Here is a 24,251-nt window from a genome sequence, read left to right as displayed (position 1 = left end):
GTCTCACGGTACGTTGAAATTAGTCTCAACGCAACGTGAAAATATTGATAGGGTGTCGCCATGGCGAAGAAGGCGGTGCCCCCGGGGCCGCGAGACGAACGTGGCGTCCTGCAGGCGCGCATCCTCGCCGCTGCCCGCGATGCGTTCGCGGACACCGGATACGCCGGGACGACGATCCGGTCGGTGGCGCGGGCGGCCGATGTCGATCCGGCGCTGGTCTACCACTACTTCGGGTCCAAGGATCGGCTGCTGGATGCGGCGACGACACCGCCCCCGCGCTGGTTGGAGAACGTCGCCAAGACCTGGGCGACACCGCTGCCCGAGCTCGGTGCCGCACTGCTACGGCTGATGCTCGGCGCGTGGGCCGATGACGAGATCGGGCCCGTACTGCGCTCGGTGCTGCAGACCGCGGCCCACGAGCAGAGCACCCGGGAGAAGTTGCGTCGCGTGGTCGAAGGTCAGCTGATGGGGGTGGCGCAGCTGGGTGCCGACGAGCGCGATCGCAAGGTGCGCAGCGGCCTGGTGTCCTCGCAGATCATGGGCTTGGCGATGATGCGCTACATCTGGCAGATCGAGCCGGTGGCGACCATGACCGAGGAGGAACTGGTCGCCGCCGTCGCGCCGAACCTCCAGCGCTATATCGAAGGGGACCTGTCCAAGTAGAGTGGACAGCCGGAGTTAGACCAGAAAGAGGGCGTACCTGCATGAGCGGCCATTCCAAGTGGGCCACCACAAAGCACAAGAAGGCGATCATCGACGCCCGTCGAGGCAAGAACTTCGCCAAACTGATCAAGAACATCGAGGTCGCCGCGCGGACCGGTGGTGGTGATCCGGGTGGCAACCCGACCCTCTACGACGCCATCCAGAAGGCCAAGAAGTCCTCGGTCCCCAATGACAACATCGAGCGGGCCCGCAAGCGGGGCGCCGGCGAAGAGGCCGGCGGCGCCGACTGGCAGACCATCACCTACGAGGGCTACGGACCCAACGGAGTCGCGGTCCTGGTGGAGTGCCTGACCGACAACAAGAACCGGGCGGCCGGCGAGGTCCGGGTGGCGATGACCCGCAACGGCGGCAATATGGCCGATCCGGGTTCGGTGTCCTACCTGTTCTCCCGTAAAGGCGTGGTGACGCTGGAGAAGAACGGGCTGTCCGAGGATGACGTGCTGGCCGCGGTCCTGGAGGCCGGCGCCGAGGAGATCAACGACCTGGGCGAGAGCTTCGAGATCATCTCCGAGCCCACCGACCTGGTCGCGGTGCGCACCGCGCTGCAGGACGCCGGGATCGACTACGACTCGGCCGAGTCCGGCTTCCAGCCGTCGGTGAGCGTCCAGGTCGACCTGGAGGCCGCCCGCAAGGTGCTCAAGCTCGTCGACGCGCTGGAGGACAGCGACGATGTGCAAGAGGTCTACACCAACGTCGACATCCCCGAGGATGTCGCGGCCGCGCTCGACGAGGACTAGAGCGCCTCGCTGATCGGGGTGCTGCCGCCGATCAGCTCGAACGTGCGCCCGGCAGTGCCCGGTGTGTCCAGCACCGCCAGCAGCACGGCGGCCACGTCGTCGCGGGGGACCGCGCCCCGCCCGGTCGACTCGGCGATGTGCACCAGGCCGGTGCCGGGTTCGTCGGTGAGCCGGCCGGGCCGCACGATCGTGGTCTGCAACCCGGCGCGGGCCCGCACGTTCGCATCCGCCTCGGACTTGGCCCGGATGTAAGCGCGGAACACCTCGTCATAGCCGGCGTCGAGGCTGCGGTCATCGGCGGACATCGCCGACACCATCACGTACCGCGCCACCCCCGCCGCTTCCGCGGCATCGGCGAGCAGCGCCGCGGCATCACGATCGACGGTCTCCTTGCGCGCGGCCCCGCTGCCCGGCCCGGCGCCGGCGGCGAACACCACCGCGTCGGCGCCGCGGACCACCTCGGCGACCTGATCGACCGACGCCTGCTCCAGATCGAGCACGACCGGCACGGCGCCGGCGGCCTCCAGATCGGCGGCCTGGCCCGGATTGCGGATGATGCCGGTGACCGCGTCACCGCGTTCGGCCAGCAGGCGTTCCAGGATGAGGGCGATCTTGCCGTGTCCACCGGCGATGACGACGCGCATGCCCTCCACTGTGCCATTCGCTGACACGACGGCCGACGCACAGCAAGATGTCTCCATGGCAGTGGTCACGGACCCCAATGGGGCGCAGTGGTCGGTGCATCGACGGTGGTGGCCGTTCCCGGACATGTCCGATGTACTGGATCTGGACTGGTTCACCTGGTTGCTGGCCGCGCCGTTCGTGCTGCTGTGGCCGTTCTGGTTGTTGTCCAAGGGGTTGGGTGCGCGATGGCGCATCGTCATCGAACGCAGTGGGCACGAAGTGGAGACCGAACTGGTGCGCGGCTGGCGACGGTCCGGCGCGCGCATCGACGAACGTGCCCGGGAACTGGCGCAGGGCTGGCGGTCCGGGCACTACACGATCTGATCCGTGCGTGTCCCTGCCCGGCGGTGACGGACCGGGCCGCTACGCTAATCGAACACGTGTTCTGTTCGGAGAAGGGGTTGGCGTGCGGGTAATGGGAGTTGATCCCGGGCTGACGCGCTGCGGTCTGTCGGTCATCGAGACCGGGCGGGGCAGGCATGTCATCGCCCTCGATGTCGATGTGGTGCGCACGCCTGCCGACAGTCCGCTGCACAAGCGACTGCTCACCATCAGCGACACCGTCGAGTACTGGATGGACACCCATCGCCCCGATGTCATCGCCATCGAGCGGGTGTTCGCCAACCAGAACGCCAACACCGCGATGGGCACCGCCCAGGCCGGCGGGGTCATCGCACTGGCCGCGGCCAAACGCGATATCGACGTGCACTTCCACACGCCCAGCGAGGTCAAAGCCGCCGTCACCGGAAACGGCCGGGCGGATAAGGCGCAGGTCACCACGATGGTCACCAAAATCCTTGCCCTGCAGCAGAAACCGACCCCCGCCGACGCCGCAGATGCCCTCGCGCTGGCCATCTGCCACTGCTGGCGGGCGCCGATGATCGCCCGGATGGCCGAAGCCGAGGCCAAGGCCGCCGAAGCCCGGCGTACCTACCAGGCCCGACTGAAGGCGGCCCGCGCATGATCGCATCGGTGCGTGGCGAGGTGGTCGACATCGCCCTGGATCACGCGGTGATCGAGGCGGCGGGGGTGGGCTACAAGGTGATGGCCACCCCGTCCACACTGGCGACTCTGCGCCGTGGCGACGAGACCAGACTGATCACCGCGATGATCGTGCGCGAGGATTCGATGACGCTGTACGGGTTCGTCGACGGCGAGGCCCGGGACCTGTTCGCCACGCTACTCGGGGTATCCGGAGTGGGTCCCAAGATCGCGCTGGCGACCCTTGCGGTCTACGACGCCCATGCGCTGCGCCAGGCGCTCGCCGACGGTGATGTCACCGCGCTCACCCGGGTCCCCGGTATCGGAAAGCGGGGCGCCGAACGCCTGGTCCTCGAACTGCGCGACAAGATCGGCGCGGTCGCCGGGGCGGGCCCGGCCGCGGTGGGCGGGTTCGGTGTTCGCGGCCCCGTCGTGGAAGCCCTTGTCGGGCTTGGCTTTGCGGCCAAGCAGGCCGAGGAGGCCACCGACAAGGTGCTCGCCGGTGACCCGGAGGCCACCACCTCCAGCGCGCTGCGCGCCGCATTGTCCATGCTCGGTAAGAAGTAGACATGGGTCGGTTCGGTGAAGACGCCGAGGATCCCGACGAGCGGGAGGTCTCACCCGCGCTGACGGTCGGCGAGGGCGATGTCGACGCGAGCCTGCGGCCGCGCTCGCTGGCGGAGTTCATCGGCCAGCATCGGGTCCGCGAACAGCTTCAGCTCGTCCTCGAGGGCGCCAAGAACCGCGGCGGCACACCGGATCACATCCTGCTGTCGGGGCCGCCTGGCCTGGGCAAGACCTCGCTGGCGATGATCATCGCCGCCGAGCTCGGTGCGGCGCTTCGGGTCACGTCCGGGCCCGCCCTGGAACGCGCGGGCGACCTGGCGGCGATGCTGTCCAATCTGGTCGAAGGCGATGTGCTCTTCATAGACGAGATCCACCGGATCGCCCGGCCCGCCGAGGAGATGCTCTATCTCGCGATGGAGGACTTCCGGGTGGATGTCGTCGTGGGCAAAGGTCCTGGCGCCACCTCGATTCCGCTCGACGTCGCGCCCTTCACCCTGGTCGGTGCCACCACCCGGTCCGGCGCACTGACCGGTCCGCTACGTGACCGGTTCGGCTTCACCGCCCACATGGACTTCTACGAGCCCGCGGACTTGGAACGGGTGCTGGCCCGCTCCGCCGGAATCCTCGGCATCGAACTCGGCGCCGAGGCCGGTGCCGAGGTGGCCCGGCGCTCCCGCGGCACACCCCGGATCGCCAACCGGCTGTTGCGCCGGGTGCGTGACTACGCCGAGGTCCGGGCCGACGGCGTCATCACCCGCGATATCGCCAAGGCGGCGCTGGAGGTCTACGACGTCGACGAGCTGGGTCTGGACCGGCTGGACCGTGCGGTGCTGTCCGCACTGACCCGCAGTTTCGGCGGTGGGCCGGTCGGGGTGTCGACGCTGGCCGTCGCGGTCGGGGAGGAACCCACCACCGTGGAGGAGGTCTGCGAGCCGTTCCTGGTGCGAGCCGGGATGATCGCCCGCACCCCGCGCGGCCGGGTGGCGACCCCGCAAGCCTGGACACACCTCGGTCTCCAACCGCCAGTCACCGGTCTGGGCGGGGTCGGACTGTTTGAATAGGCGACATGCTGACTGCCGGTGTGATCGTCGCGGGCCTCGCCGCGTTACTGCACGTCTACATCTTCGTGATGGAGTCGCTGACCTGGACCTCGGTCCGCACCAGGGCGACCTTCGGTCTCACGGCCGAAGAAGCCGCCGCCACCAAGGAACTCGCGTTCAACCAGGGGTTCTACAACCTGTTCCTGGCCATCGTGTCCGGCATCGGGATCGGCGCACTGCTGACGGGACACACCGCCGTCGGTGCGGCGCTGATCTTCGCCGGCGTCGGATCGATGTTGGCCGCCGCGCTGGTGCTGCTGTTGTCGTCGCCCGAGAAGGCGCGTGCCGCGGTCACCCAGGGTGTGTTCCCGCTGATCGCGGTGGTGTTGCTGGCGGCGGGGCTGGTTTAGGCGGCGGCGGGGCGTCCAGTTCGCGATATTCGATCCGGTTGCCACCGGCCCGTTTCGCGGTGTACATCGCCTCGTCGGCCAATTCGACGAGCTGATCCAGCAGTGATCGGATGTCACCGTCGGTGGCCGACGGGGTGCACGCTGCGCCGACGCTGATGGTGACGCGGTGCGGGAGGTGGTCCACCTCGGCGCGGACCCGCTCGGCCAGTGCCCGCAGACCGCCGCCGCCGACTGCCGTGGCGATCAGGAATTCCTCGCCGCCCACCCTGGCGGTGACGGCCGACTTACCCGCGACCCGGCGAAGAGTGGCAGCCACCGCGATCAGCACCCGGTCACCGGCCGCGTGCCCCTCGGTGTCGTTGATCCGCTTGAAGTCGTCGATGTCGACGAGCACGACACCGACACGAGAGGCGCGGTAATTGCGCGCACGGGTGATCTGCTCTGCGGCGCTCCGGTAGAAACCGCGCCGGTTGTGCAGGCCGGTCAGCGCGTCGACATCGGACTGCACCGCGCCCGTGCCCAGCATCTGCACCATGATCTGTCCTACCCCGGGCACGGTGACGATGCCCACCAGCACGATGATCGCCTTGCTCATTCCGCCCAGCGGGTCACCGAGCATGGCGATTTTGGCTGCGCAACCGGTGACGGTCGCCAGCGCGATCCCGCAGATGAGCGCCAGGTAGGGACTGGTGTGGGTGAAGGCGACCAGACCGGCGATGGCCGCGAAGATGCTGCACCCGATCAGACCGGCTTGGGGATCGGGCTCACCCAGACAGGCGGCGCCGACGCAGAGCGCCGAGCCGATCGCGAACACCCGGGACTGGGTGCGGGTGGGCCATCGGCGTAGCCACATCGCCGCCATGGCGAGACACAGCCCGGTCGCGGTGATCGTCACGATGACGGCGAGTACGCCCGACGGTCCAGGGCGACCGAGCTGTATCAATACCGGGATGGCACTGAGCACCGCGAGCGTCACGGCGAGGAAGATGCGAATCGGCCGTTGCTGGCCCTGTGACTCCAGATAGTCCGACAGCCAGTCGTAGTGGTCGGGTTGCCGCCACCACCTGCGTATCCAGTCCACCGTTAGCTCTTCGTTTGCGATTGGGGCATTCGGATTCGATAGTACGCAGCCGTTTGGGAGTTTGCTGCGACTTGCCCGATTGAGTGGCGCCAAGGGTGGGTATCCCGGTTCTGGACCGAGGAGGAGACATGACCGAAACGGTGGTGGCAGCCCGTCGCGGACGGCTGGCGATTCCGCGCAGCCGCGGCGCGGCGAGCGGATTTCTGGTGGTGCTGCTGGGGGCCTGGGGCGCGCTGGCGCCGTTCGTCGGTCCTTATCTGGATTTTGCGTACACCCCGGCCCAGGCCTGGACCTGGACCGCGGCCCGCGGCTGGCTGGAGGTGCTCCCGGGGGTGGTCGCGGTGGTGGGTGGCCTGCTGCTGCTGATGTCGGGTAACCGGGCGACGGCCATGCTCGGGGGGTGGCTGGGCGTGGCAGCCGGGGTCTGGTTCGTGGTGGGCAGGTCGTTCACCGCCACGCTGGCGATCGGTGACCTCGGCACCCCGACAGCCACGCTCAATGCCCAGGGCGTGCTGCTGCTGGAATTGGCGTTCTTCACGGGGCTGGGAACGCTGATCGCGGTGCTGGCGGCGATGGCGGTGGGCCGGCTGTCGGTACGCAGCGTTCGCGACGCCAGTTACGCGCGGCGGCCGGTCGCGACCGATGTCGACGAACCGCAGGACATGCGGGAGCCGCGGCCCCGTCGCCACTTCTGGCATCGGCGCACGCCGGTGCCGCACTGATCCGCGCTACCGAGGCATGTGGACCCGGTTGCCACCGGCTCGTTTGGCGCTGTACATGGCGTCTCAGAGTGCGGCGAGCGCCGCGGCCAACACGTCGAGTCCTTCGTGGAGCAGGTCATCCGAGATGGCCAGCGGGGGCAGGAAACGCAGCACATTTCCGTATGTCCCACAAGACAATACGATGACGCCCTGGGCGTGCGCGGCGGCGCACAGCGACTTGGTGAGCTCCGCGTCGGGCTCTGTCGTGCCGGCCTTGACCAGTTCGACGGCGATCATCGCGCCGCGGCCACGGACATCGCCGATGCGGTCGTCGTCGGCCTGGATCCGCCCCAGCCGCTCCTTCATCAGCGTCTCGATCTCGGCGGCGCGGGCCACCAATCCGTCGGCCTCGATGGTCGTGATGGTCGCCAGGGCCGCTGCGCATGCCACCGGATTACCGCCGTAGGTGCCGCCCAGCCCGGATACGTGCGGGGCATCCATGATCTCTGCGCGGCCGGTGACCGCCGACAGCGGCAGGCCGTCGGCGATGCCCTTGGCGGTGACGATCAGGTCGGGGTCGATGCCCTCGTGCTCGCAGGCGAACATCTTGCCGGTGCGGGCGAACCCGGTCTGCACCTCGTCGGCGATGAAGACGACATCGTTCTTGCGGCACCAGTCCAGCAGGGTGGGCAGGAAACCCTCGGCGGGCACGATGAAGCCACCCTCGCCCTGGATCGGCTCGATGATCAGCGCGGCCAGGTTGTCCGCGCCCACCTGCTTGTCGATCACACTGAGGGCACGCTTGGCGGCGAGCTCGCCGTCGGTGGCCAGTTCCTTGCCGAACTCCGCGTCGCGGAACGGGTAGGACAGGGGAGCGCGGTACACCTCGGGGGCGAACGGGCCGAAGCCGTGCTTGTAGGGCATCGACTTCGCCGTCAGCGCCATCGTCAGGTTGGTGCGACCGTGATAGGCGTGGTCGAACGAGACGACCGCCTGCTTACGGGTGTAGGACCGGGCGATCTTGATCGCGTTCTCGACCGCTTCGGAACCGGAGTTGAACAATGCCGAGCGCTTGTCCCCGGCCACCGGTGTCAGCCGGTTGAGCTGCTCGCAGACGGCCACATACTCCTCGTACGGGGTGACCATGAAGCAGGTGTGGGTGAACCGCGCGGCCTGGGCCGCCACCGCGTCGACCACGCGCGGTGACGCGTTGCCGATGGTCGTGACGGCGATGCCGGAGCCGAGGTCGATGAGCCTGTTGCCGTCGATGTCCTCGACGATGCCGCCGGCGGCGCGCGCGGCGTAGACCGGCATGGTGGTGCCGATTCCGCGGGACACCGCAGCATTCTTGCGGTCGGCCAGGGCAGATGACTTCGGCCCGGGGATGGTGGTGGCGAGATGGCGGGTCTGCTCGACGGCAGTCACGGTTGACTCCTGCTCGGTGTGCACGGCGGGGATGACACGCAATCGGAAGCCTAATCCGCCAACCGCTCACGCGGGTGAAAACAGAAGTTGAACAGCTGTGTGACTTCGGATCGAGTGTTGCGTGGTCTATCTTGCCACGATTTCCGTCGTGTTGAACGCATCCGGCAGTCGGTTTGCCGCGTCGGGCGGCCGCGGTGGCGCAGGCAGGGCGTCGCGGTTCCCGTCGGCGATGATGGCACACTGGGTGCGACGAGGCGCCGCGACCGAGCTCGCACAGCCATGCCCGCGCAACAATCACGAAAGACAGCCGTTTCATGGACTTGGTCGTATTCCTGCCGCTCATCCTCATCATGGGCGCCTTCATGTTCTTCGCTTCGCGTAAGCAGAAGAAAGCCATGCAGGCCACCATCGACCTGCACGAATCGCTGAGTGTCGGCGACCGGATCCACACCACGTCGGGCCTGCAGGGCACCATCACCGGCATCTCCGACGACAACATCGAGCTGGAGATCGCGCCCGGTGTGATCACCACGTGGATGAAGCTCGCGGTGCGTGACCGCATCGAGGACTCCGCCGATGACGAGGAGTTCGACCATGTCGACGAGGAGTCAGGTGCCGTGGAGCTCACGGACCGTCCGGCTCCCAAGGCCGACGGCAACTGACCGCAACCGGCTCAGGCTCACCGCGTACCCTCCCCGTAACACTCGCCCCGCGTAGACCGCATTCCAAGGAGACCCAACAACCGTGGCATCGACTTCGGCGCCGGTGCATCCTGCCCGCTATCTGGCGCTCTTTCTGATCCTCCTGGTCGGCGTCTACCTACTCGTCTTTCTCACCGGCGACAAGCAGGCCGAGCCCAAGTTGGGCATCGACCTGCAGGGCGGCACCCGCGTCACCCTGACTGCGCGTACCCCGGACGGCTCCGAGCCGTCCCGGGAATCCCTGATGCAGGCGCAGGAGATCATCAGCTCGCGTGTGAACGGTCTCGGTGTGTCGGGCTCAGAGGTCGTCATCGACGGCAACAACCTCGTCATCACCGTCCCGGGTAACGACGGCAGCGAGGCTCGCAACCTGGGGCAGACCGCACGGCTCTACATCCGCCCGGTGATCCACGCGATCCCGGCCCAGGGCAAGGGACAGCAGCCGCCCCAGGGCGCTCCGGGTGCTCCGCCGGGAGTGCCGCCCGGTATGCCGCCCGGTGGTGGCTTGCCGGCGTTGGCACCGGCCGAGCCTGAAGCCCCGGTCACCGCGCCCGGCCAGGCGGGTACGCCGGCCCCGGCCTCCCCACCGGCTCAGCCGCGCCCGTATCCGCAGGAACCCGCGCCGACGCCGGCGCCACCCGCACCCGGTACGCCCGCACCCGGCGCACCAGCGCCGGGTGCGCCGCCCGCGCCGGGCGCACCGGCCCCCGCGCCGCCGGGATCCAAAGCCGATCTGGCCCAACGCATCTCCGATGAGAAGCAGCTGCGACAGAGCACCGACCAGAGCATCCAGTTGCTGGCCCTGCAGTTTCAGGCCACCCGCTGCAATGACGAGGACGTGCTGGCGGGTAACGACGATCCGAACCTGCCGCTGGTGACCTGTTCCTCGGACCACACCACGGTGTACCTGCTCGACAAGTCGATCATGAGCGGCGAGCAGATCGAGAGCGCCAGCTCGGGGCTGGATCAGCAGCGCGGCGACTATGTGGTCGACGTGCAGTTCAAGCCGGAGGGCGCCAAGATCTGGGCGGACTTCACCGCCGCCAACGTCGGCACCCAGACCGCGTTCACGCTCGACTCCCAGGTGGTCAGCGCGCCGGAGATCCAGGAGGCGATCCCCGGTGGGCGCACCCAGATCACCGGCCGGTTCACCCAGGACTCGGCCCGGGAGCTGGCCAACGTGCTGAAGTACGGCTCACTGCCGCTGTCGTTCGAGTCGTCGGAGGCCGAAACCGTCTCCGCCACACTCGGTTTGACGTCACTGCGGGCCGGTCTCATCGCCGGCGCCGTGGGTCTGGCGCTGGTTCTGGTGTACGCGTTGCTGTACTACCGGGTACTCGGTCTGCTGACAGCTCTGTCCTTGGTCGCCTCCGGGGCCATGGTTTTCGCACTACTGGTGCTGCTGGGCAGATATATCAACTACACCCTTGATCTGGCCGGCATCGCCGGTTTGATCATCGGTATCGGTACCACCGCCGACTCGTTCGTGGTGTTCTTCGAACGCATCAAGGACGAGATCCGGGAGGGCCGCTCCTACCGGTCGGCGGTGCCGCGCGGTTGGGCCCGCGCCCGCAAGACGATCCTGTCGGGTAACGCGGTCACCTTCCTGGCCGCGGCCGTGCTCTACGTGCTGGCGGTCGGCCAGGTCAAGGGATTCGCGTTCACCCTCGGCCTGACGACCATCCTGGACGTGCTCGTGGTCTTCCTGGTCACGTGGCCGCTGGTGTACCTGACGACCAAATCGGCGACGCTGTCCAAGCCCGCATTCAACGGTCTCGGCGCGGTGCAGCAGATCGCTCGCGAGCGGCGTGCCGCGCACACCACGGGACGGGGATGACACATGTCGGCCAAGCACAGCACTGACAGCACCGACCTGGAAGACTCCGGCGCCGTCGAGGCACCGGCTCTGGATTCGGCCGAGTCGTCGAACCTGCCGCAGCACGGTTTCTTCGTCCGGCTCTACACCGGCACGGGTGCGTTCGAGGTCATCGGCAAGCGCAAGATGTGGTTCATCATCAGCGGTGTCATCGTGGCGGTGGCGATCGCCGCGATGCTGCTGCGCGGCTTCACCTTCGGTATCGACTTCGAGGGCGGCACCAAGGTGTCCATGCCCGTCGACGGGGTCAAGGCCCAGGCCACCTCGGAGCAGGTCGAGACCGTCTTCAGCAAGGCCCTCGGTACCGCACCGGAGTCGGTGGTGATCGTCGGCAACGGCGCCTCGGCCACGGTGCAGATCCGCACCGAGACGCTGAGCAATGCCGATACCGAGAAACTGCGCGTGGCACTGTTCGACGCGTTCGAGCCCAAGGGCTCGGACGGCAAGCCCAGCAAGCAGGCCATCAGCGACTCGGCGGTGTCGTCGACCTGGGGTGGCCAGATCACCAAGAAGGCGCTCATCGCGCTGGTGGTGTTCCTGGTGATCGTCTCGATCTACATCACCGTGCGCTACGAGCGGTACATGGCCATCGCGGCGCTGGCGGCCATGTTCTTCGACATCATCGTGACCGCCGGGGTGTACGCGCTGGTCGGATTCGAGGTCACCCCCGCCACCGTCATCGGTCTGCTCACGATTCTCGGCTTCTCCATCTATGACACCGTCATCGTGTTCGACAAGGTGGAGGAGAACACCCACGGGTTCGAGCACACCACGCGGCGCACCTTCGCCGAACAGGCCAACCTCGCGGTGAACCAGACGTTCATGCGGTCGATCAACACCAGCCTCATCTCGCTGCTGCCGATCCTCGCGCTCATCGTGGTGGCGGTCTGGCTGCTCGGCGTCGGCACGCTCAAGGACCTCGCGCTGGTGCAGCTGGTCGGCATCATCGTGGGTACCTACTCGTCCATCTACTTCGCGACCCCGCTGCTGGTCACGATGCGGGAGCGCACCGAGCTGGTGAGCGCACACACCAAGCGGGTGCTGCGCCGGCGCAACGCGGCGGCCAAGGCCGGCGCGGTCGCCGACGGCGCGACCGCCACGGAGATCGAGGATGCCGTCGCGGCGGATGTCGTCACCACGCCGGCCCCGGACAAGCCGGTTCCCGGTGCGCGCCCGGTCCGGCCGACCCGACCGTCGGGCAAGCGGCGTCGCTAGTGCGCGGACGGTCGATCGCACGAATCGGTGCGGCGGTTGCCGCGCTGACGTTGGTGGTCGGTACCTCGGTTGCCTGTTCGTCGGCCGACGACCACGTCATCGACTACGCCGTCGACGGCACGCTGATCACCTACAACACCAACACGGTGGTGGGTGCCGCATCGGGCGGGCCGCAGGCGTTCGCGCGCGTGCAGACCGGATTCACCTACCGCGGCCCCGACGGCCAGATCATCGGTGACCGCGACTACGGCAGTGTCGCGGTGGTCGGCCGCTCGCCGCTGATCCTGGACTACGAGATCAACTCCAACGCCGTGTATTCCGACGGGAAACCGATCACCTGCGACGACATGGTGCTGGCCTGGGCCGCGCAGTCGGGGCGTAACCCGGGCTTCGACGCGGCCAGCACCGCCGGGTACCGCGATGTCGCCACCGTCGACTGCGCCCCGGGTGCGAAGAAGGCCAGGGTCACGTTCGCCCCGGACCGTGGCGTCGTGGACTACGGCCAACTGTTCGGGGCCACCTCGCTGATGCCGTCCCATGTGATCGCCGACGAGCTCGGCCTCGGCGATGGCGCGGTGACCACGGCCCTGCAGAGCGGTGACGCCCCGGCCATCGACCGCATCGCCAAAGCCTGGAACACGCTGTGGAACCTCGGCCCCGATATCGACCTCAAGAAGTTCCCGTCATCGGGTCCCTACAAGATCGCGTCGGTGGCCAAGGATGGCGCGGTGGTCCTGACCGCGAACGACAAATGGTGGGGCGCCAAGCCCGTCGCCCAGCGGGTCACGGTGTGGCCCAGGGGAGCTGATATCCAGGACCGGGTGAACCGCGGCGCGTTCGACGTGGTGGACATCGCCACCGGTTCGTCGGGCACGCTGAACCTGCCCGCGGGTTACACCCGTACCGATACCCCGTCGGCCGGGATCGAGCAGCTGATCTTCTCCGCACAGGGTCCACTGGCGGCGCCGCCGGCCCGGCGTGCGCTGGCGTTGTGCACGCCGCGCGACACCATCGCCCGCAACGCCGGGGTCCCGATCGCCAACGTGCGGCTCAGCCCGACCGTCGACGACGCGCTGGCGGCCGCCGAAAGTGCGGGCGAGGCAGGACAGTTCAGCGTGGCCAACCCGGATGCCGCCCGCGCGGCCCTGAACAATCAGCCGCTGACGGTGCGCATCGGTTACCAGACCCCCAACGCCCGGATCGCCGCGACGGTCGGGGCGATCGCGCAGTCGTGCGCGCCGGCGGGGATCACCGTCACCGACGAGTCCGGTGACTCCGTCGGCCCGCAGAGCTTGCGCGACAACAGCATCGACGTCCTCATCGGCAGCACGGGTGGCGCGGTCGGCAGCGGATCCACGGGATCCTCCGCGCTGGACGCCTACGATCTGCGATACGGCAACGGCAACAATCTGTCCGGGTACGCCAACGAGCGTATCGACGGCATCATCGACGCGCTCGCGGCGACCGCGGACCCCAAGGAGCTGAGCAGGCTGCTCGGCGAGGCCGGGCCGATCCTGTGGGGCGATATTCCGACCCTGCCGCTGTACCGTCAGCAGCGCACCCTGCTCACCTCGAAGCGGGTGTCGGCGGTGCAGGCCAACCCGACCCGCTGGGGTGCGGGATGGAATATGGACCGATGGGTCTTGGAATAGTGAGCAGGTTGAGTCATGTCTAGTGCCGCCGCCGTGATCGCCGAACTGACCCGCAACGTCGCCGATTTCCCACAGCCGGGTGTCCAGTTCAAGGACCTCACCCCGGTGCTGGCCGACGCCCGCGGGCTGGCCATCGTCACCGACGCGCTGGCCGAGGCGGCCGACGGTGCCGATCTGATCGCCGGGATCGACGCCCGGGGTTTCCTGCTGGGCGCGGCCGTCGCCCTGAAGCTGGGCACCGGGGTGCTGGCCGTGCGCAAGGGCGGCAAGCTGCCGCCGCCCGTGCACGCCGAGCGGTATGAGCTCGAGTACGGGTCGGCGACGCTGGAGATCCCGGCCGACGGTATCGACATGGTCGGCCGGCGCGTTCTGGTGATCGATGATGTGCTGGCCACCGGAGGAACGCTGGCGGCGGCGGCCCGGCTGTTGGAACGCAGCGGTGCGCACGTCACCGGAGCGGCGGTGGTCCTCGAACTGACCGCCCTGCCCGGGCGTGCGGCGGTGCAGCCGTTGCGCGTCACCAGCCTGACCACGGTGTGAACGGCGTGGGGGATATCCTTTAATTTCAGGAGGTGATCATGCCCGACGAACCCGTCACAGGGCAGGCCGTCGCGGTCCCGCCACAGCCGGGGGATACCGCCGCGCTGGACACCTCCAAGACCAGCGCCTCGCGCCGGGTGCGGGCCCGGCTGGCCCGCCGGATGACGGCGCAGCGCAGCCTGGTCAACCCGGTGCTCGAGCCGCTGGTCGCGGTGCATCGCGAGTTCCATCCGAAGGCCGATCTGGCGATTCTGCAGCGGGCCTACGATGTGGCCGAGGAGCGGCATGCCGATCAGCTGCGCCGCTCCGGTGACCCGTACATCACCCACCCGCTGGCGGTGGCGAACATCCTGGCCGAGCTCGGTATGGACACCACCACCCTGGTGGCCGCGCTGCTGCACGACACCGTCGAGGACACCGGCTACTCGCTGGAGGCGCTGACCACCGACTTCGGCAGCGAGGTGGGACATCTGGTCGACGGGGTGACCAAGCTGGACAAGGTGGCACTGGGCACCGCCGCCGAGGGCGAGACCATCCGCAAGATGATCATCGCCATGGCCCGGGATCCCCGGGTCCTGGTCATCAAGGTCGCCGACCGGCTGCACAACATGCGCACGATGCGCTTCCTGCCGCCGGAGAAGCAGGCCCGCAAGGCCCGTGAGACGCTGGAAGTCATTGCCCCCCTTGCTCATCGACTCGGTATGGCGACGGTGAAGTGGGAGTTGGAGGATCTGTCCTTCGCGATCCTGCACCCGAAGCGCTACGAGGAGATCGTGCGCCTGGTGGCCGACCGGGCCCCGTCCCGGGACACGTACCTGGCCAAGGTGCGGGCCGAGATCGGTACGGCGCTGTCGGCGATGAAGATCAGCGCGAAGGTGGAGGGCCGGCCCAAGCACTACTGGTCGATCTATCAGAAGATGATCGTCAAGGGCCGCGATTTCGACGATATCCACGACCTGGTCGGCGTCCGCATCCTGTGTGACGACATGCGCGACTGCTACGCCGCGGTGGGCGTGGTGCATTCGCTCTGGCAGCCGATGGCGGGCCGGTTCAAGGACTACATCGCGCAGCCGCGCTACGGCGTGTATCAGTCCCTGCACACCACGGTGGTCGGGCCGGAAGGCAAGCCGCTGGAGGTGCAGATCCGCACCAACGAGATGCACAACACCGCCGAGTTCGGCATCGCCGCGCACTGGCGCTACAAGGAAGCCAAGGGCCGCAACGGTTTACCCGCCGGTCACACGGCCAACGAGATCGACGAGATGGCCTGGATGCGCCAGCTCCTGGACTGGCAGCGGGAAGCCGCCGACCCGGGGGAGTTCCTGGAGTCGCTGCGTTACGACCTTGCCGTGCAGGAGATCTTCGTGTTCACCCCGAAGGGCGACGTCGTCACGCTGCCCACCGGGTCGACACCGGTGGACTTCGCGTACGCGGTGCACACCGAGGTCGGGCACCGCTGTATCGGCGCACGGGTCAACGGCCGACTGGTGGCGTTGGAGCGCAAGCTCGAAAACGGGGACCAGGTCGAGGTTTTCACCTCCAAGGCCACCACGGCGGGACCGTCGCGGGACTGGCAGACGTTCGTGGTGTCACCGCGGGCCAAGGCCAAGATCCGGCAGTGGTTCGCCAAGGAGCGTCGCGAAGAGGCGCTGGAGGCCGGCAAAGACGGGATCGCCCGTGAGGTGAGGCGCAGCGGACTTCCGTTGCAGCGCTTGCTCAATGCCGAGTCGATGTCGTCGCTGGCCCGGGAGCTGCACTACGCCGACGTCTCGGCGCTGTACACCGCCGTCGGTGAGGGGCACATCTCGGCACGGCATGTGGTGCAGCGCTTGGTGGCCCAACTCGGTGGTGACGAAGAGGCCGAGGACGAGATCGCCGAGCGCGCCACACCGACCACCATGCAGGTGCGGCAACGCACCAGCGATGACGTCGGGGTGTCGGTGCCCGGGGCGGTCGGTGTGCTGACCAAGCTCGCGAAATGCTGTACTCCGGTGCCCGGCGACAACATCCTCGGCTTCGTCACCCGTGGCGGTGGGGTCAGCGTGCACCGCACCGACTGCACCAACGCGACGTCCCTGCAACAGCAGTCCGAACGCATCATCGAGGTGCACTGGGCGCCGTCGCCGTCCTCGGTGTTCCTGGTGGCGATCCAGGTGGAGGCCCTGGACCGGCACCGGTTGCTCTCCGATGTCACCCGGGTGCTGGCCGACGAGAAGGTGAACATCCTGTCGGCGTCGGTGACGACGTCCAATGACCGGGTGGCGATCAGCCGGTTCACCTTCGAGATGGGCGATCCCAAGCATCTGGGCCACGTGCTCAACGTGGTGCGCAATGTCGAGGGTGTGTACGACGTCTACCGGGTGACTTCCGCGGCGTGAGCCGCAGTTAGACCTGAGCGGCGTGAGCCGCGCGGCGGGTGGTCAGCGCGCCGACGCCCGCCGCGCCCAGGCAGGCGAGCGCCACCGCACCGGCGAACCACGGGAACACCGCGTGTAACTGCCACTGCGTGGCTGCCCAGCCGGCGACGATGGTGGGCACCGCCATCGCGGTGTAGGCCAGCAGATAGAACGCCGACATGGTCTCGCCGCGACGGTCGGCGGGCACCACCTCGGACAGGTGGCGCAGTGAACCGCCGAACCCGAGCCCGAAGGTGGCGCCCAGCAGCGCGGCCGCGGCGAAGACCAGCCACTGATTCCCGGTGGCGAGCACCGGAATGGTGATGACCAGCGCCACCGCCATCCCGATATCGCCGTAGATCGCGGCCCTGTGGGCCGGCACCCGGGCAGAGCATAACTGGGCCAAGGCGGCCGCGAAGGCGGTGGTACCCACCACGACGCCGCCGAACACCACGTTGTGCACGTGGGTCTGCTGGGCGGCCAGGGAGGGATACAACGACAGCAGCACGCCGAGCACCGACCAGGAGGCGGCCGCCCCCAGCGCGGCGAACCAGAAGTCGCTGCGGATGTGCGCGGGCACGGACGGGCGGGCGAGCCGGATGGGCCCACGGGTGCGGGCCAGGTGTGGTTCGCGCAGGGCGATCACCCCGATACCGACGAGGGCGACGACCGCCGCCACCACCGCGTACGGCGTGCGCATCGGGTGCGGTGCGTATTGCGCGAGGACCGACGACCCGACGATGGCGACGGTCATCCCGATGTTGAACGCGACACCGGACAACTGGCCCGAGCGCACCCGGTGGTGTGGTCGCAGATCCAGCAGAGCGGCGGCACCGGCGACCACGATGGAACCGACGGCGGCGCCGTGGATGACACGGGCAAGTAGGAGCATCGCCATGTTGTCGGCGATCAGGAACACGACGAGCCCGACGATCATCGCCACCAGCGCGCCCAGCAGCACCGGTTTGCGTCCGATCGCGTCGGAGATGCGGCCCGACACCAGCACCGCGCCCAGTGCGGCCACCGCGTAGACGGCGAAGATGACCGTGGTGGCCAGCGGGGTGAGGTGCCAGACCTCTTCGTACATCCCGTACAACGGGGCGGGCACCCCGGACACGCCCAGCGCCACGCCGCTGAGTACCAGCAGCAGGGTGTAGGCACCCCGCTGCACTTCGACGGGTGTGGCCGCGTCCGCCGTCACGATGTCTCCTCGGGGTGGGGGTCGACACAAGTTTCTCGTGCAACACGCGTGCCGCCGAACATCATCTCAACCAGCCGGGTGACACGGATCTCACAGGCTGCGATACTGCGACGATGCGCGCAGCCATGGCCGTACTCCTTGCTTCGCTGGCCCTCTTGGCGGCCGGCTGTGGTTCCACCATCAAGCCCGAGGGTGCCGCCGAACAGGTCGTCAAGGTGGTGTCCAAGACCGGGTTCAAGCCGACCGACGTGACATGCCCGTCGGGAGTGAAGGCCGAGGTCGGCACCCAGTTCGACTGCCACTTCACCGGCCCGGACGGCAACTACACCGCGCATATGAAGATCACCAAGGTCAGCGGCGACGATGTCGAGTTCTACATCCAGTCCAAGCGGGATTGAGCCCGCGGCTCAGATGAGCTCGATGGCCTCGGCGATCGACGGCAGCACGAGGCCCGGCCGGAACGGGTAGCGGGTGATATCGGCCTCGGTGGTCGAGCCGGTGAGCACCAGGATGGTCTCCAGGCCCGCTTCGATACCGGCAACCACGTCGGTGTCCATCCGATCGCCGACCATGACGGTGGTCTCCGAATGCGCGGCGATGCGATTGAGTGCGCTGCGGAACATCATCGGGTTCGGCTTGCCGACGAAGTACGGTTCGCGTCCGGTGGCCTTGGTGATCATGGCCGCCACCGAACCGGTCGCCGGGAGCGGCCCCTGCGCGGAGGGGCCGGTCACATCCGGATTTGTGGCGATGAACCGGGCGCCGTCCCCGATCAGCCGGACTGCTTTGGTGATGGCCTCGAACGAATACGTCCGTGTCTCGCCGAGGACGACGAAATCGGGGTCGGTGTCGGTCAGGGTGTAGCCGACTTCGTGCAGCGCGGTGGTGAGGCCGGCTTCGCCGATGACATACGCCGACCCGCCGGCGAGCTGATCATCGAGGAAGGTGGCGGTGGCCAGCGCCGAGGTCCAGATCGACTCCTCGGGCACGGTCAGCCCCGACCGGCTCAGCCGCGCAGCCAGATCGCGGGGGGTGAAGATCGAATTGTTCGTGAGGACCAGGAAGGGGCGCTCCTTCTCGGTCAGCCGCGCCAGGAACTCGGCGGCACCGGGAAGGGCGTGCTCTTCCCGTACCAGGACGCCGTCCATGTCGGTCAGCCAACACTGCGCCGGTACGCGCATTCGTGCCGTGGAGTCCCCAACGCCGGCAACGGCAGCCGTGCTGCGCATGAATTTCGTTCTCCTGGTTGATATTTCCCATGCCGCCAGCTGGCGGTACAGGTATCTTCACCCCAGCCTAGCCGTCGGTCGGCTACTGCACCCGCACCGTCGTGATGTTCACCGGATCGGCCGGCTTCCCGTCGTCACCTCCGCCGGCGACACCGCTCGCGGCGATCCGGTCGAGCACCGCCAGCCCGGGGGCCGCGATGGTCCCGAACGCGGTGTACGTCGGCGGCAGTTCGGAGTCCTTGTAGACCAGGAAGAACTGGCTGCCGTTGGTGCCCGGCCCGGCATTGGCCATGGCCAGGGTGCCGCGCGGATAGACCACCGGAGTCTTGGCGGCCGGATCGGTCAGCCGGTACTGGTTGGTCGGGTACTCGTTGGGGAACTGGTAGCCGGGTCCGCCCTTGCCGGTTCCGGACGGGTCACCGCACTGCAGCACGCCGAGGTCTGCGCCGACGGTCAGCCGATGGCAGGGTGTGCCGTTGAAATAGGCCTGTGCGGCCAGGCTGGCGAAGTTGTTGACCGTGCACGGCGCCTTGGCGTTGTCGAGCACCAGCGGGATCACCCCGCGGTCGGTGGTGATGACCGCGTCGACCGTCGCCGGGGTGGTCGGCACCTTGCCGACGCGGGGCGGGCGCACCGGCCGCACGGCAGCCTCGGTGGTGGCCGGATACTGGCAGTTGGCGCCGAGGTTGACCGGCGGCTGGAACGGGGGCAGCGGCTGACCGGCGGCGGGGGCGGCGGTGATGGTCGGATTCCACTCGTACCGGTCGAGCCCGTTGCGGAAATCCTGGAGCAGCAGCCGGGTCACCAGGATGGTGAAGACCAGCACCAGCGTGCCGAGCACGGTCACCACATACCCGATCACCAGGCCGGCGATCGCCATGCCGCGGCCCTCTTCGCCGCTGCGCTTGATCTGCGACAGCGAGATGTGGCCGAACACGATGCCCAGCGGCGCGATCAGGAACGCACAGATCAGCGAGGCGACCGCGAGGGCGTTGGTCGGGCGCGGCGGCGGTGGATAGCCGGGCGGCGGTGGTGGCGGTGCGTACCCGTACGGCGGGGGATAGCCGCCGTACAGCGGGGGGACCGTCACCGACTCAGTCCAGCTGAATGGACTTCACCGTGACTTCTTGCGCGGGCTTGCCGTCTTGGCCTCCGCCCGCCACGCCGGCCTTGGCGATCTTGTCCAGCGTCTCCAGGCCGGTCTGATCGATGGTGCCGAACACGGTGTAGTTCGGCGGCAGCTGAGAGTCCTGGTACACCAGGAAGAACTGGCTGCCGTTGGTGCCCGGACCGGCGTTGGCCATGGCCAGGGTGCCGCGCGGGTACAGCACGGGCTGCTGCAGCGCCGGGTTGTCCGGCTGGTACTGGTTGGTCGGGTACTCGTTGGCGAACTGGTAGCCGGGGCCGCCGGTGCCCTGACCGGTCGGGTCGCCGCACTGCAGGACCGCCAGCCCGCCGGTGGTCAGCCGGTGGCACGGGGTGTCGTTGAAGTACCCCTGCTGGGCCAGGCTGGCGAAGCTGTTCACCGTGCACGGGGCCTTGGCATTGTCCAGCTGCAGGCCGATATTGCCCTGATTGGTAGCCATGCTCGTGCTGATCTGCGCCGGGTCCGTCGGCACCTTGCCGGTACGCGGCGGGTTCACCTTCTTGGCGGCCGCCTCGGTGGTGGCGGGGTACTGGCAGTTGGCGCCCAGGTCCGCGGGGGCCACGAAGGCGGGCAGCTTGCCGTCGGCGGCCGGCTGCGGCGCGGTGGTGGCACTGGGTGAGGCCGACGCCGTCGCGCTCCCGGAGTCCTTGTTGGTGTAGATGACGGTGAACACCGCGGCGGCCACGACCGCGATGACGCCCGCCACCGAGGCGATGATCGTCAACAGACGCCGCCGGCGGGCCTGCGCGGCCCGGCGTTCGAGCTGCCTGTCGAGCTTGCGCTGGGCCGTTTCGCGTCGCTGTTTGTTCGTCGGCACCGCCGCTGTCCTCCTACGTCTGGGTCACACTCGGCAACGAGTCTGCCAGGCGTAACTGAGTGCGTGTGGCGCGACCCGCGGTCGCGTAACCCCGCATGGGAAAATGGGGGCATGTTCATCACCGGGTTCCCGACCGGAGCGCTGGCGTGCAATTGCTACGTCATCGCTCCGCACGAAGGTGCCGATGCGGTGATCATCGACCCCGGACAGCGGGCCTCGCGGTCTCTACAGCAGATTCTGGACCGGCACCGGCTCACCCCGGCGGCGGTGCTGCTCACCCACGGCCACATCGATCACATGTGGTCGGCGCAGAAGGTGGCCGACACCTACGGTTGCCCGGTCTACATCCATCCGGACGACCGCGCGATGCTCACCGATCCGATCATGGATCTGGGCGTGGCGGGCAAGGCGCAATCGCTGCTGTTGGGCTTCGGCAAGCGGGCGGTGGCCGCGTTCTTCACCGAGCCCCGGCAGGTCGTCGAACTCACCGGCGACGGCGAGCTGCTGGATCTCGGTGGTATCCCGGTCACGGTGGACCACACCCCGGGGCACACCCCGGGATCGGTCGTCTTCCGTGTCGGCGCCCACGAGCGTGGCGACGGGGGGATCAGCCCGGCCAGTGCCTTCACCGGTGACACCCTGTTCAAAGGTGCGATCGGCCGTAGCGACCTGCTCGGCAGCAGCGGACGTCAACTGCTCACCTCGATCGTGACAAAACTGTTGGTGCTCGACGATGACACCGTGGTACTACCGGGACACGGTGAGAAGTCCACGATCGGGCTCGAGCGCCGCACCAACCCGTTCCTCGAAGGTTTGCGATTGTGACTGATTACTGTGACTGATTACTGTGGCTGACTACTGTGGCTGATTTCAGAGCGCCCAAGGGCGTACCGGACTACCTTCCTCCCGACTCCGCGCAGTTCGTGGCGGTGCGTGACGGCCTGCTCGGGGCCGCCCGGCGGGCCGGGTACGGCGATATCGAGTTGCCGATCTTCGAGGACACCGCGTTGTTCGCCCGCGGTGTCGGCGAGTCCACCGATGTGGTGAGCAAGGAGATGTACACCTTCGCCGACCGCGGAGAGCGTTCGGTGACCCTGCGTCCCGAGGGCACCGCCGGGGTGATGCGGGCGGTCATCGAACACGGTCTGGATCGTGGCCAGCTACCCGTCAAGCTCTGCTACGCCGGACCGTTCTTCCGCTACGAGCGTCCGCAGGCCGGCCGCTACCGGCAGTTGCAGCAAGTGGGTGTCGAGGCCATCGGTGTGGACGATCCCGCCCTGGATGCCGAGGTGATCGCCATCGCCGACGGCGGTTTCCGGTCCCTCGGACTGGAGGGGTTCCGCCTCGAGATCACCTCGCTGGGTGATGACAGCTGCCGCCCGCAGTACCGGGAGTTGCTGCAGGAGTTCCTGTTCCGGCTCGACCTCGACGAAGAGACCCGCCGCCGCGCGGAGATCAACCCGCTGCGCGTGCTCGACGACAAGCGCCCGGCGGTGCGTGAGATGACCGCCAGCGCGCCGCTGATGCTCGATCACCTCTCCGATGTCGCCAAGGCGCATTTCGAGACGGTGCTGGGGCACCTGGACGCCCTCGGCGTGCCCTATGTGGTCAACCCGCGGATGGTGCGCGGGCTGGACTACTACACCAAGACGACGTTCGAGTTCGTGCACGACGGCCTGGGCGCCCAGTCCGGTATCGGTGGCGGCGGCCGCTACGACGGGCTGATGCGTCAGCTCGGTGGCCAGGACTTGTCCGGAATCGGGTTCGGCCTCGGGGTGGATCGCACCATGCTGGCTCTGAAGGCGGAAGGCAAGTCCGTCGGTGCGGTGGGACGCGTCGATGTCTACGGGGTCCCGCTCGGTGAGACGGCCAAACTGGAACTGGCCAAGATCGCGGCGGCGCTGCGGAACGCGGGGGCGCGCGTCGACCTGGCCTACGGTGACCGCAGCCTCAAGGGCGCGATGAAGGGCGCCGACCGTTCCGGGGCGCGCATCGCCCTGGTGGCCGGTGACCGCGATATCGAGGCCGGCACCATCGGCGTGAAGGATCTGTCCAACGGTGAGCAGACCGATATCGCCGCCGGTGACGTGGTGGCCGAGGTGCTGTCCCGGTTGGGCTAGGTGTGAGCGCTAGGGCCCGAACACCGCCGCGGTGAGCACGCGGTCCAGGTTACCGACGCTGCCGCCGAATGGGTTGCCGCGCTTGAGAATCCGCGTTCCCGTGGGGGTGACCGCCACCAGCATCGCCGAGCTGGAGGTGAGTTGTGCCCGGCACTCGAACCGCACCTGGTCCAACGGTGCCACCGGCCGGCCCGCACCGTCGCGGTAGACGCGGCGGGCTCGGTCGAACACCGCGACCGGGGTGAAGGCGCTGACCGGGGCCCGTCTGCGTCTGCGGATCGCCCCGGCCGTGCCGAGCGCTCCCACGCCGGCGGTCAGGCCCACGATCAGCAGCACTGCGCTGACGGCGAGCGGGACCTCCGTGGTGAACAGTGCGATCAACCCGAAGCCGCCACACACCAGAGTCAGGATCGCCAGGACGAACGTCGCGATCTGCCACCCGCCGCCACCGCGGTCGATCACCAGGATGTCGGGTCCGTTCTGCGCGATCACCAGCCCGCCCCGGTCGGCCAGGATGTGCGGCTGCGATGGTGCGCTCACCTCCACACCATAAGGTCAGGGCATGCGAGTTCTGGTGCAACGGGTGACCTCGGCCCGCGTGGTGGTCGAAGGCGAGATCGTCGGACGGATCGACCCGGAGGGGCAGGGACTGCTGGCACTGGTCGGCGTCACACATACCGACGACGCCGCACTCGCCGCGAAGATGGCCGAAAAGCTGTGGCGATTAAGGATTCTCGATGGGGAACAGGCTGCCGCCGACATCGCCGCGCCGATCCTGGTCGTCAGTCAGTTCACCCTGTACGCCAACACCGTGAAGGGGCGCCGGCCGTCCTGGAACGCCGCGGCACCCCGGCCCGTCGCCGAACCGCTGATCCACGCGTTCGCGGATGCGTTGCGGGGCCTGGGCGCCGAGGTGAGCACCGGGGTGTTCGGTGCGGATATGGCGGTCGAGTTGGTCAACGACGGTCCGGTGACGGTGCTGCTGGAGTTGTAGCCCCGCCTGCCGGG

The 24,251-nt window shown here is 68.3% G+C and carries 26 protein-coding genes; 18 read left to right on the top strand and 8 right to left on the bottom strand.

Annotated features, from left to right (window positions below):
* Positions 1 to 60: 60 nt before the first annotated feature.
* Together QN239_RS19900 and QN239_RS19895 are read left to right on the top strand one after the other, a co-directional pair.
* Positions 61 to 663, top strand: a complete 603-nt coding sequence (locus tag QN239_RS19900) for a TetR/AcrR family transcriptional regulator (protein ID WP_499012915.1) — start codon at positions 61 to 63, stop codon at positions 661 to 663.
* Positions 664 to 704: 41 nt separating this feature from the next.
* Positions 705 to 1,460: a YebC/PmpR family DNA-binding transcriptional regulator gene (locus tag QN239_RS19895; RefSeq protein ID WP_090364358.1), complete on the top strand. Its 756-nt coding sequence runs from the start codon at positions 705 to 707 to the stop codon at positions 1,458 to 1,460.
* Here the strand turns inward: QN239_RS19895 and QN239_RS19890 are convergent.
* Positions 1,457 to 2,104, bottom strand: coding sequence for an NAD(P)H-binding protein (locus QN239_RS19890; protein WP_499012913.1), 648 nt, complete (start codon positions 2,102 to 2,104; stop codon positions 1,457 to 1,459). The two genes, QN239_RS19895 and QN239_RS19890, sit on opposite strands and share 4 nt — an antisense overlap.
* Before the next feature lie 55 nt (positions 2,105 to 2,159).
* Between QN239_RS19890 and QN239_RS19885 the strand changes: the two genes are divergently transcribed.
* The 5 genes from QN239_RS19885 (at position 2,160) to QN239_RS19865 (ending at position 5,142) form a co-directional block, all read left to right on the top strand.
* Complete coding sequence (locus QN239_RS19885) at positions 2,160 to 2,468, top strand: hypothetical protein (RefSeq protein WP_499012912.1); 309 nt, start codon at positions 2,160 to 2,162, stop codon at positions 2,466 to 2,468.
* Between the two features lie 82 nt (positions 2,469 to 2,550).
* Entirely contained in the window at positions 2,551 to 3,108 is a 558-nt protein-coding gene (ruvC, locus tag QN239_RS19880; protein WP_090364361.1) for a crossover junction endodeoxyribonuclease RuvC, read from the top strand.
* Positions 3,105 to 3,692, top strand: a complete 588-nt coding sequence (gene ruvA / locus QN239_RS19875; protein ID WP_499012910.1) for a Holliday junction branch migration protein RuvA — start codon at positions 3,105 to 3,107, stop codon at positions 3,690 to 3,692. Before ruvC ends, ruvA begins: the two co-directional genes overlap by 4 nt.
* 2 nt (positions 3,693 to 3,694) lie before the next feature.
* Positions 3,695 to 4,753 (top strand): Holliday junction branch migration DNA helicase RuvB, encoded by a 1,059-nt coding sequence (ruvB, locus tag QN239_RS19870; protein WP_499012908.1) that lies wholly within the window; start codon positions 3,695 to 3,697, stop codon positions 4,751 to 4,753.
* A gap of 5 nt (positions 4,754 to 4,758) precedes the next feature.
* Positions 4,759 to 5,142 (top strand): DUF1304 domain-containing protein, encoded by a 384-nt coding sequence (locus tag QN239_RS19865; RefSeq protein ID WP_499012906.1) that lies wholly within the window; start codon positions 4,759 to 4,761, stop codon positions 5,140 to 5,142.
* Here the strand turns inward: QN239_RS19865 and QN239_RS19860 are convergent.
* On the bottom strand, positions 5,084 to 6,223 hold the full coding sequence (locus QN239_RS19860; protein ID WP_499012905.1) for a GGDEF domain-containing protein: 1,140 nt from the start codon (positions 6,221 to 6,223) through the stop codon (positions 5,084 to 5,086). The two genes, QN239_RS19865 and QN239_RS19860, sit on opposite strands and share 59 nt — an antisense overlap.
* Positions 6,224 to 6,351: 128 nt before the next feature.
* On the opposite strand from QN239_RS19860, the gene QN239_RS19855 reads away from it, so the two are divergent.
* Complete coding sequence (locus tag QN239_RS19855) at positions 6,352 to 6,945, top strand: hypothetical protein (protein WP_499012903.1); 594 nt, start codon at positions 6,352 to 6,354, stop codon at positions 6,943 to 6,945.
* A 63-nt stretch (positions 6,946 to 7,008) separates the two neighbouring features.
* Here QN239_RS19855 and gabT read toward each other — a convergent pair whose 3' ends face one another.
* On the bottom strand, positions 7,009 to 8,349 hold the full coding sequence (gene gabT, locus QN239_RS19850; protein WP_499012902.1) for a 4-aminobutyrate--2-oxoglutarate transaminase: 1,341 nt from the start codon (positions 8,347 to 8,349) through the stop codon (positions 7,009 to 7,011).
* 314 nt (positions 8,350 to 8,663) lie between these two features.
* Between gabT and yajC the strand changes: the two genes are divergently transcribed.
* From yajC to QN239_RS19820, 6 genes are all read left to right on the top strand, one after another.
* Positions 8,664 to 9,011, top strand: coding sequence for a preprotein translocase subunit YajC (gene yajC, locus QN239_RS19845; protein ID WP_267295739.1), 348 nt, complete (start codon positions 8,664 to 8,666; stop codon positions 9,009 to 9,011).
* An 82-nt stretch (positions 9,012 to 9,093) separates the two neighbouring features.
* Positions 9,094 to 10,887, top strand: coding sequence for a protein translocase subunit SecD (secD, locus tag QN239_RS19840; RefSeq protein WP_499012900.1), 1,794 nt, complete (start codon positions 9,094 to 9,096; stop codon positions 10,885 to 10,887).
* A gap of 3 nt (positions 10,888 to 10,890) precedes the next feature.
* Positions 10,891 to 12,141 (top strand): protein translocase subunit SecF, encoded by a 1,251-nt coding sequence (secF, locus tag QN239_RS19835; RefSeq protein WP_499012899.1) that lies wholly within the window; start codon positions 10,891 to 10,893, stop codon positions 12,139 to 12,141.
* Complete coding sequence (locus QN239_RS19830) at positions 12,141 to 13,793, top strand: ABC transporter substrate-binding protein (protein ID WP_499012897.1); 1,653 nt, start codon at positions 12,141 to 12,143, stop codon at positions 13,791 to 13,793. The genes secF and QN239_RS19830 overlap by 1 nt, the downstream gene beginning before the upstream one ends.
* A gap of 15 nt (positions 13,794 to 13,808) precedes the next feature.
* Positions 13,809 to 14,333: an adenine phosphoribosyltransferase gene (locus tag QN239_RS19825; RefSeq protein ID WP_499012895.1), complete on the top strand. Its 525-nt coding sequence runs from the start codon at positions 13,809 to 13,811 to the stop codon at positions 14,331 to 14,333.
* A gap of 38 nt (positions 14,334 to 14,371) precedes the next feature.
* Positions 14,372 to 16,711 carry a RelA/SpoT family protein gene (locus QN239_RS19820; RefSeq protein WP_090364477.1) on the top strand — a complete coding sequence of 780 codons (2,340 nt, stop codon included), beginning with the start codon at positions 14,372 to 14,374 and terminating at the stop codon, positions 16,709 to 16,711.
* Between the two features lie 7 nt (positions 16,712 to 16,718).
* Here QN239_RS19820 and QN239_RS19815 read toward each other — a convergent pair whose 3' ends face one another.
* Positions 16,719 to 17,930: an MFS transporter gene (locus QN239_RS19815; RefSeq protein WP_499012893.1), complete on the bottom strand. Its 1,212-nt coding sequence runs from the start codon at positions 17,928 to 17,930 to the stop codon at positions 16,719 to 16,721.
* A 113-nt stretch (positions 17,931 to 18,043) separates the two neighbouring features.
* Between QN239_RS19815 and QN239_RS19810 the strand changes: the two genes are divergently transcribed.
* Entirely contained in the window at positions 18,044 to 18,328 is a 285-nt protein-coding gene (locus tag QN239_RS19810) for a DUF4333 domain-containing protein (protein ID WP_499012891.1), read from the top strand.
* A 9-nt stretch (positions 18,329 to 18,337) separates the two neighbouring features.
* Here QN239_RS19810 and QN239_RS19805 read toward each other — a convergent pair whose 3' ends face one another.
* The 3 genes from QN239_RS19805 to QN239_RS19795 form a co-directional block, all read right to left on the bottom strand.
* Positions 18,338 to 19,111 (bottom strand): HAD-IIA family hydrolase, encoded by a 774-nt coding sequence (locus tag QN239_RS19805; RefSeq protein WP_090364377.1) that lies wholly within the window; start codon positions 19,109 to 19,111, stop codon positions 18,338 to 18,340.
* 130 nt (positions 19,112 to 19,241) lie between these two features.
* Entirely contained in the window at positions 19,242 to 20,249 is a 1,008-nt protein-coding gene (locus QN239_RS19800) for a peptidylprolyl isomerase (RefSeq protein WP_499012890.1), read from the bottom strand.
* A 4-nt stretch (positions 20,250 to 20,253) separates the two neighbouring features.
* A complete protein-coding gene (locus tag QN239_RS19795; protein WP_499012889.1) occupies positions 20,254 to 21,123 on the bottom strand; it encodes a peptidylprolyl isomerase in 870 nt (289 codons plus the stop codon).
* A gap of 111 nt (positions 21,124 to 21,234) precedes the next feature.
* On the opposite strand from QN239_RS19795, the gene QN239_RS19790 reads away from it, so the two are divergent.
* Both QN239_RS19790 and hisS read left to right on the top strand, forming a co-directional pair.
* Positions 21,235 to 21,948, top strand: coding sequence for an MBL fold metallo-hydrolase (locus QN239_RS19790; protein WP_499012887.1), 714 nt, complete (start codon positions 21,235 to 21,237; stop codon positions 21,946 to 21,948).
* 35 nt (positions 21,949 to 21,983) lie between these two features.
* Positions 21,984 to 23,243, top strand: coding sequence for a histidine--tRNA ligase (hisS, locus tag QN239_RS19785; protein WP_499012886.1), 1,260 nt, complete (start codon positions 21,984 to 21,986; stop codon positions 23,241 to 23,243).
* Between the two features lie 9 nt (positions 23,244 to 23,252).
* On the opposite strand, the gene QN239_RS19780 is transcribed toward hisS, so the two are convergent.
* Positions 23,253 to 23,783 (bottom strand): hypothetical protein, encoded by a 531-nt coding sequence (locus QN239_RS19780; protein ID WP_499012884.1) that lies wholly within the window; start codon positions 23,781 to 23,783, stop codon positions 23,253 to 23,255.
* Between the two features lie 22 nt (positions 23,784 to 23,805).
* Here QN239_RS19780 and dtd point away from each other — a divergent pair, with 22 nt between their 5' ends.
* Positions 23,806 to 24,237, top strand: a complete 432-nt coding sequence (gene dtd, locus QN239_RS19775) for a D-aminoacyl-tRNA deacylase (RefSeq protein WP_499012882.1) — start codon at positions 23,806 to 23,808, stop codon at positions 24,235 to 24,237.
* Positions 24,238 to 24,251: the final 14 nt, after the last annotated feature.

Origin of the sequence: Mycolicibacterium sp. Y3 (assembly GCF_051188035.1) — a bacterium.
Lineage (GTDB): Bacteria > Actinomycetota > Actinomycetes > Mycobacteriales > Mycobacteriaceae > Mycobacterium > Mycobacterium fluoranthenivorans.
This window is presented reverse-complemented; position numbering and strand designations above follow the sequence as displayed.

Bases quoted from the DNA above. Each gene is read 5' to 3' on its own strand.
- ruvA (WP_499012910.1), top strand. From the start codon at position 3,105: ATGATCGCATCGGTGCGTGGCGAGGTGGTCGACATCGCCCTGGATCAC.
- secF (WP_499012899.1), top strand. From the start codon at position 10,891: ATGTCGGCCAAGCACAGCACTGACAGCACCGACCTGGAAGACTCCGGC.
- QN239_RS19790 (WP_499012887.1), top strand. From the start codon at position 21,235: ATGTTCATCACCGGGTTCCCGACCGGAGCGCTGGCGTGCAATTGCTAC.
- QN239_RS19810 (WP_499012891.1), top strand. From the start codon at position 18,044: ATGCGCGCAGCCATGGCCGTACTCCTTGCTTCGCTGGCCCTCTTGGCG.
- QN239_RS19855 (WP_499012903.1), top strand. From the start codon at position 6,352: ATGACCGAAACGGTGGTGGCAGCCCGTCGCGGACGGCTGGCGATTCCG.
- QN239_RS19820 (WP_090364477.1), top strand. From the start codon at position 14,372: ATGCCCGACGAACCCGTCACAGGGCAGGCCGTCGCGGTCCCGCCACAG.
- QN239_RS19895 (WP_090364358.1), top strand. From the start codon at position 705: ATGAGCGGCCATTCCAAGTGGGCCACCACAAAGCACAAGAAGGCGATC.
- QN239_RS19805 (WP_090364377.1), bottom strand. From the start codon at position 19,111: ATGCGCGTACCGGCGCAGTGTTGGCTGACCGACATGGACGGCGTCCTG.
- QN239_RS19865 (WP_499012906.1), top strand. From the start codon at position 4,759: ATGCTGACTGCCGGTGTGATCGTCGCGGGCCTCGCCGCGTTACTGCAC.
- dtd (WP_499012882.1), top strand. From the start codon at position 23,806: ATGCGAGTTCTGGTGCAACGGGTGACCTCGGCCCGCGTGGTGGTCGAA.
- ruvB (WP_499012908.1), top strand. From the start codon at position 3,695: ATGGGTCGGTTCGGTGAAGACGCCGAGGATCCCGACGAGCGGGAGGTC.
- QN239_RS19885 (WP_499012912.1), top strand. From the start codon at position 2,160: ATGGCAGTGGTCACGGACCCCAATGGGGCGCAGTGGTCGGTGCATCGA.
- QN239_RS19825 (WP_499012895.1), top strand. From the start codon at position 13,809: ATGTCTAGTGCCGCCGCCGTGATCGCCGAACTGACCCGCAACGTCGCC.
- QN239_RS19890 (WP_499012913.1), bottom strand. From the start codon at position 2,104: ATGCGCGTCGTCATCGCCGGTGGACACGGCAAGATCGCCCTCATCCTG.
- yajC (WP_267295739.1), top strand. From the start codon at position 8,664: ATGGACTTGGTCGTATTCCTGCCGCTCATCCTCATCATGGGCGCCTTC.
- QN239_RS19900 (WP_499012915.1), top strand. From the start codon at position 61: ATGGCGAAGAAGGCGGTGCCCCCGGGGCCGCGAGACGAACGTGGCGTC.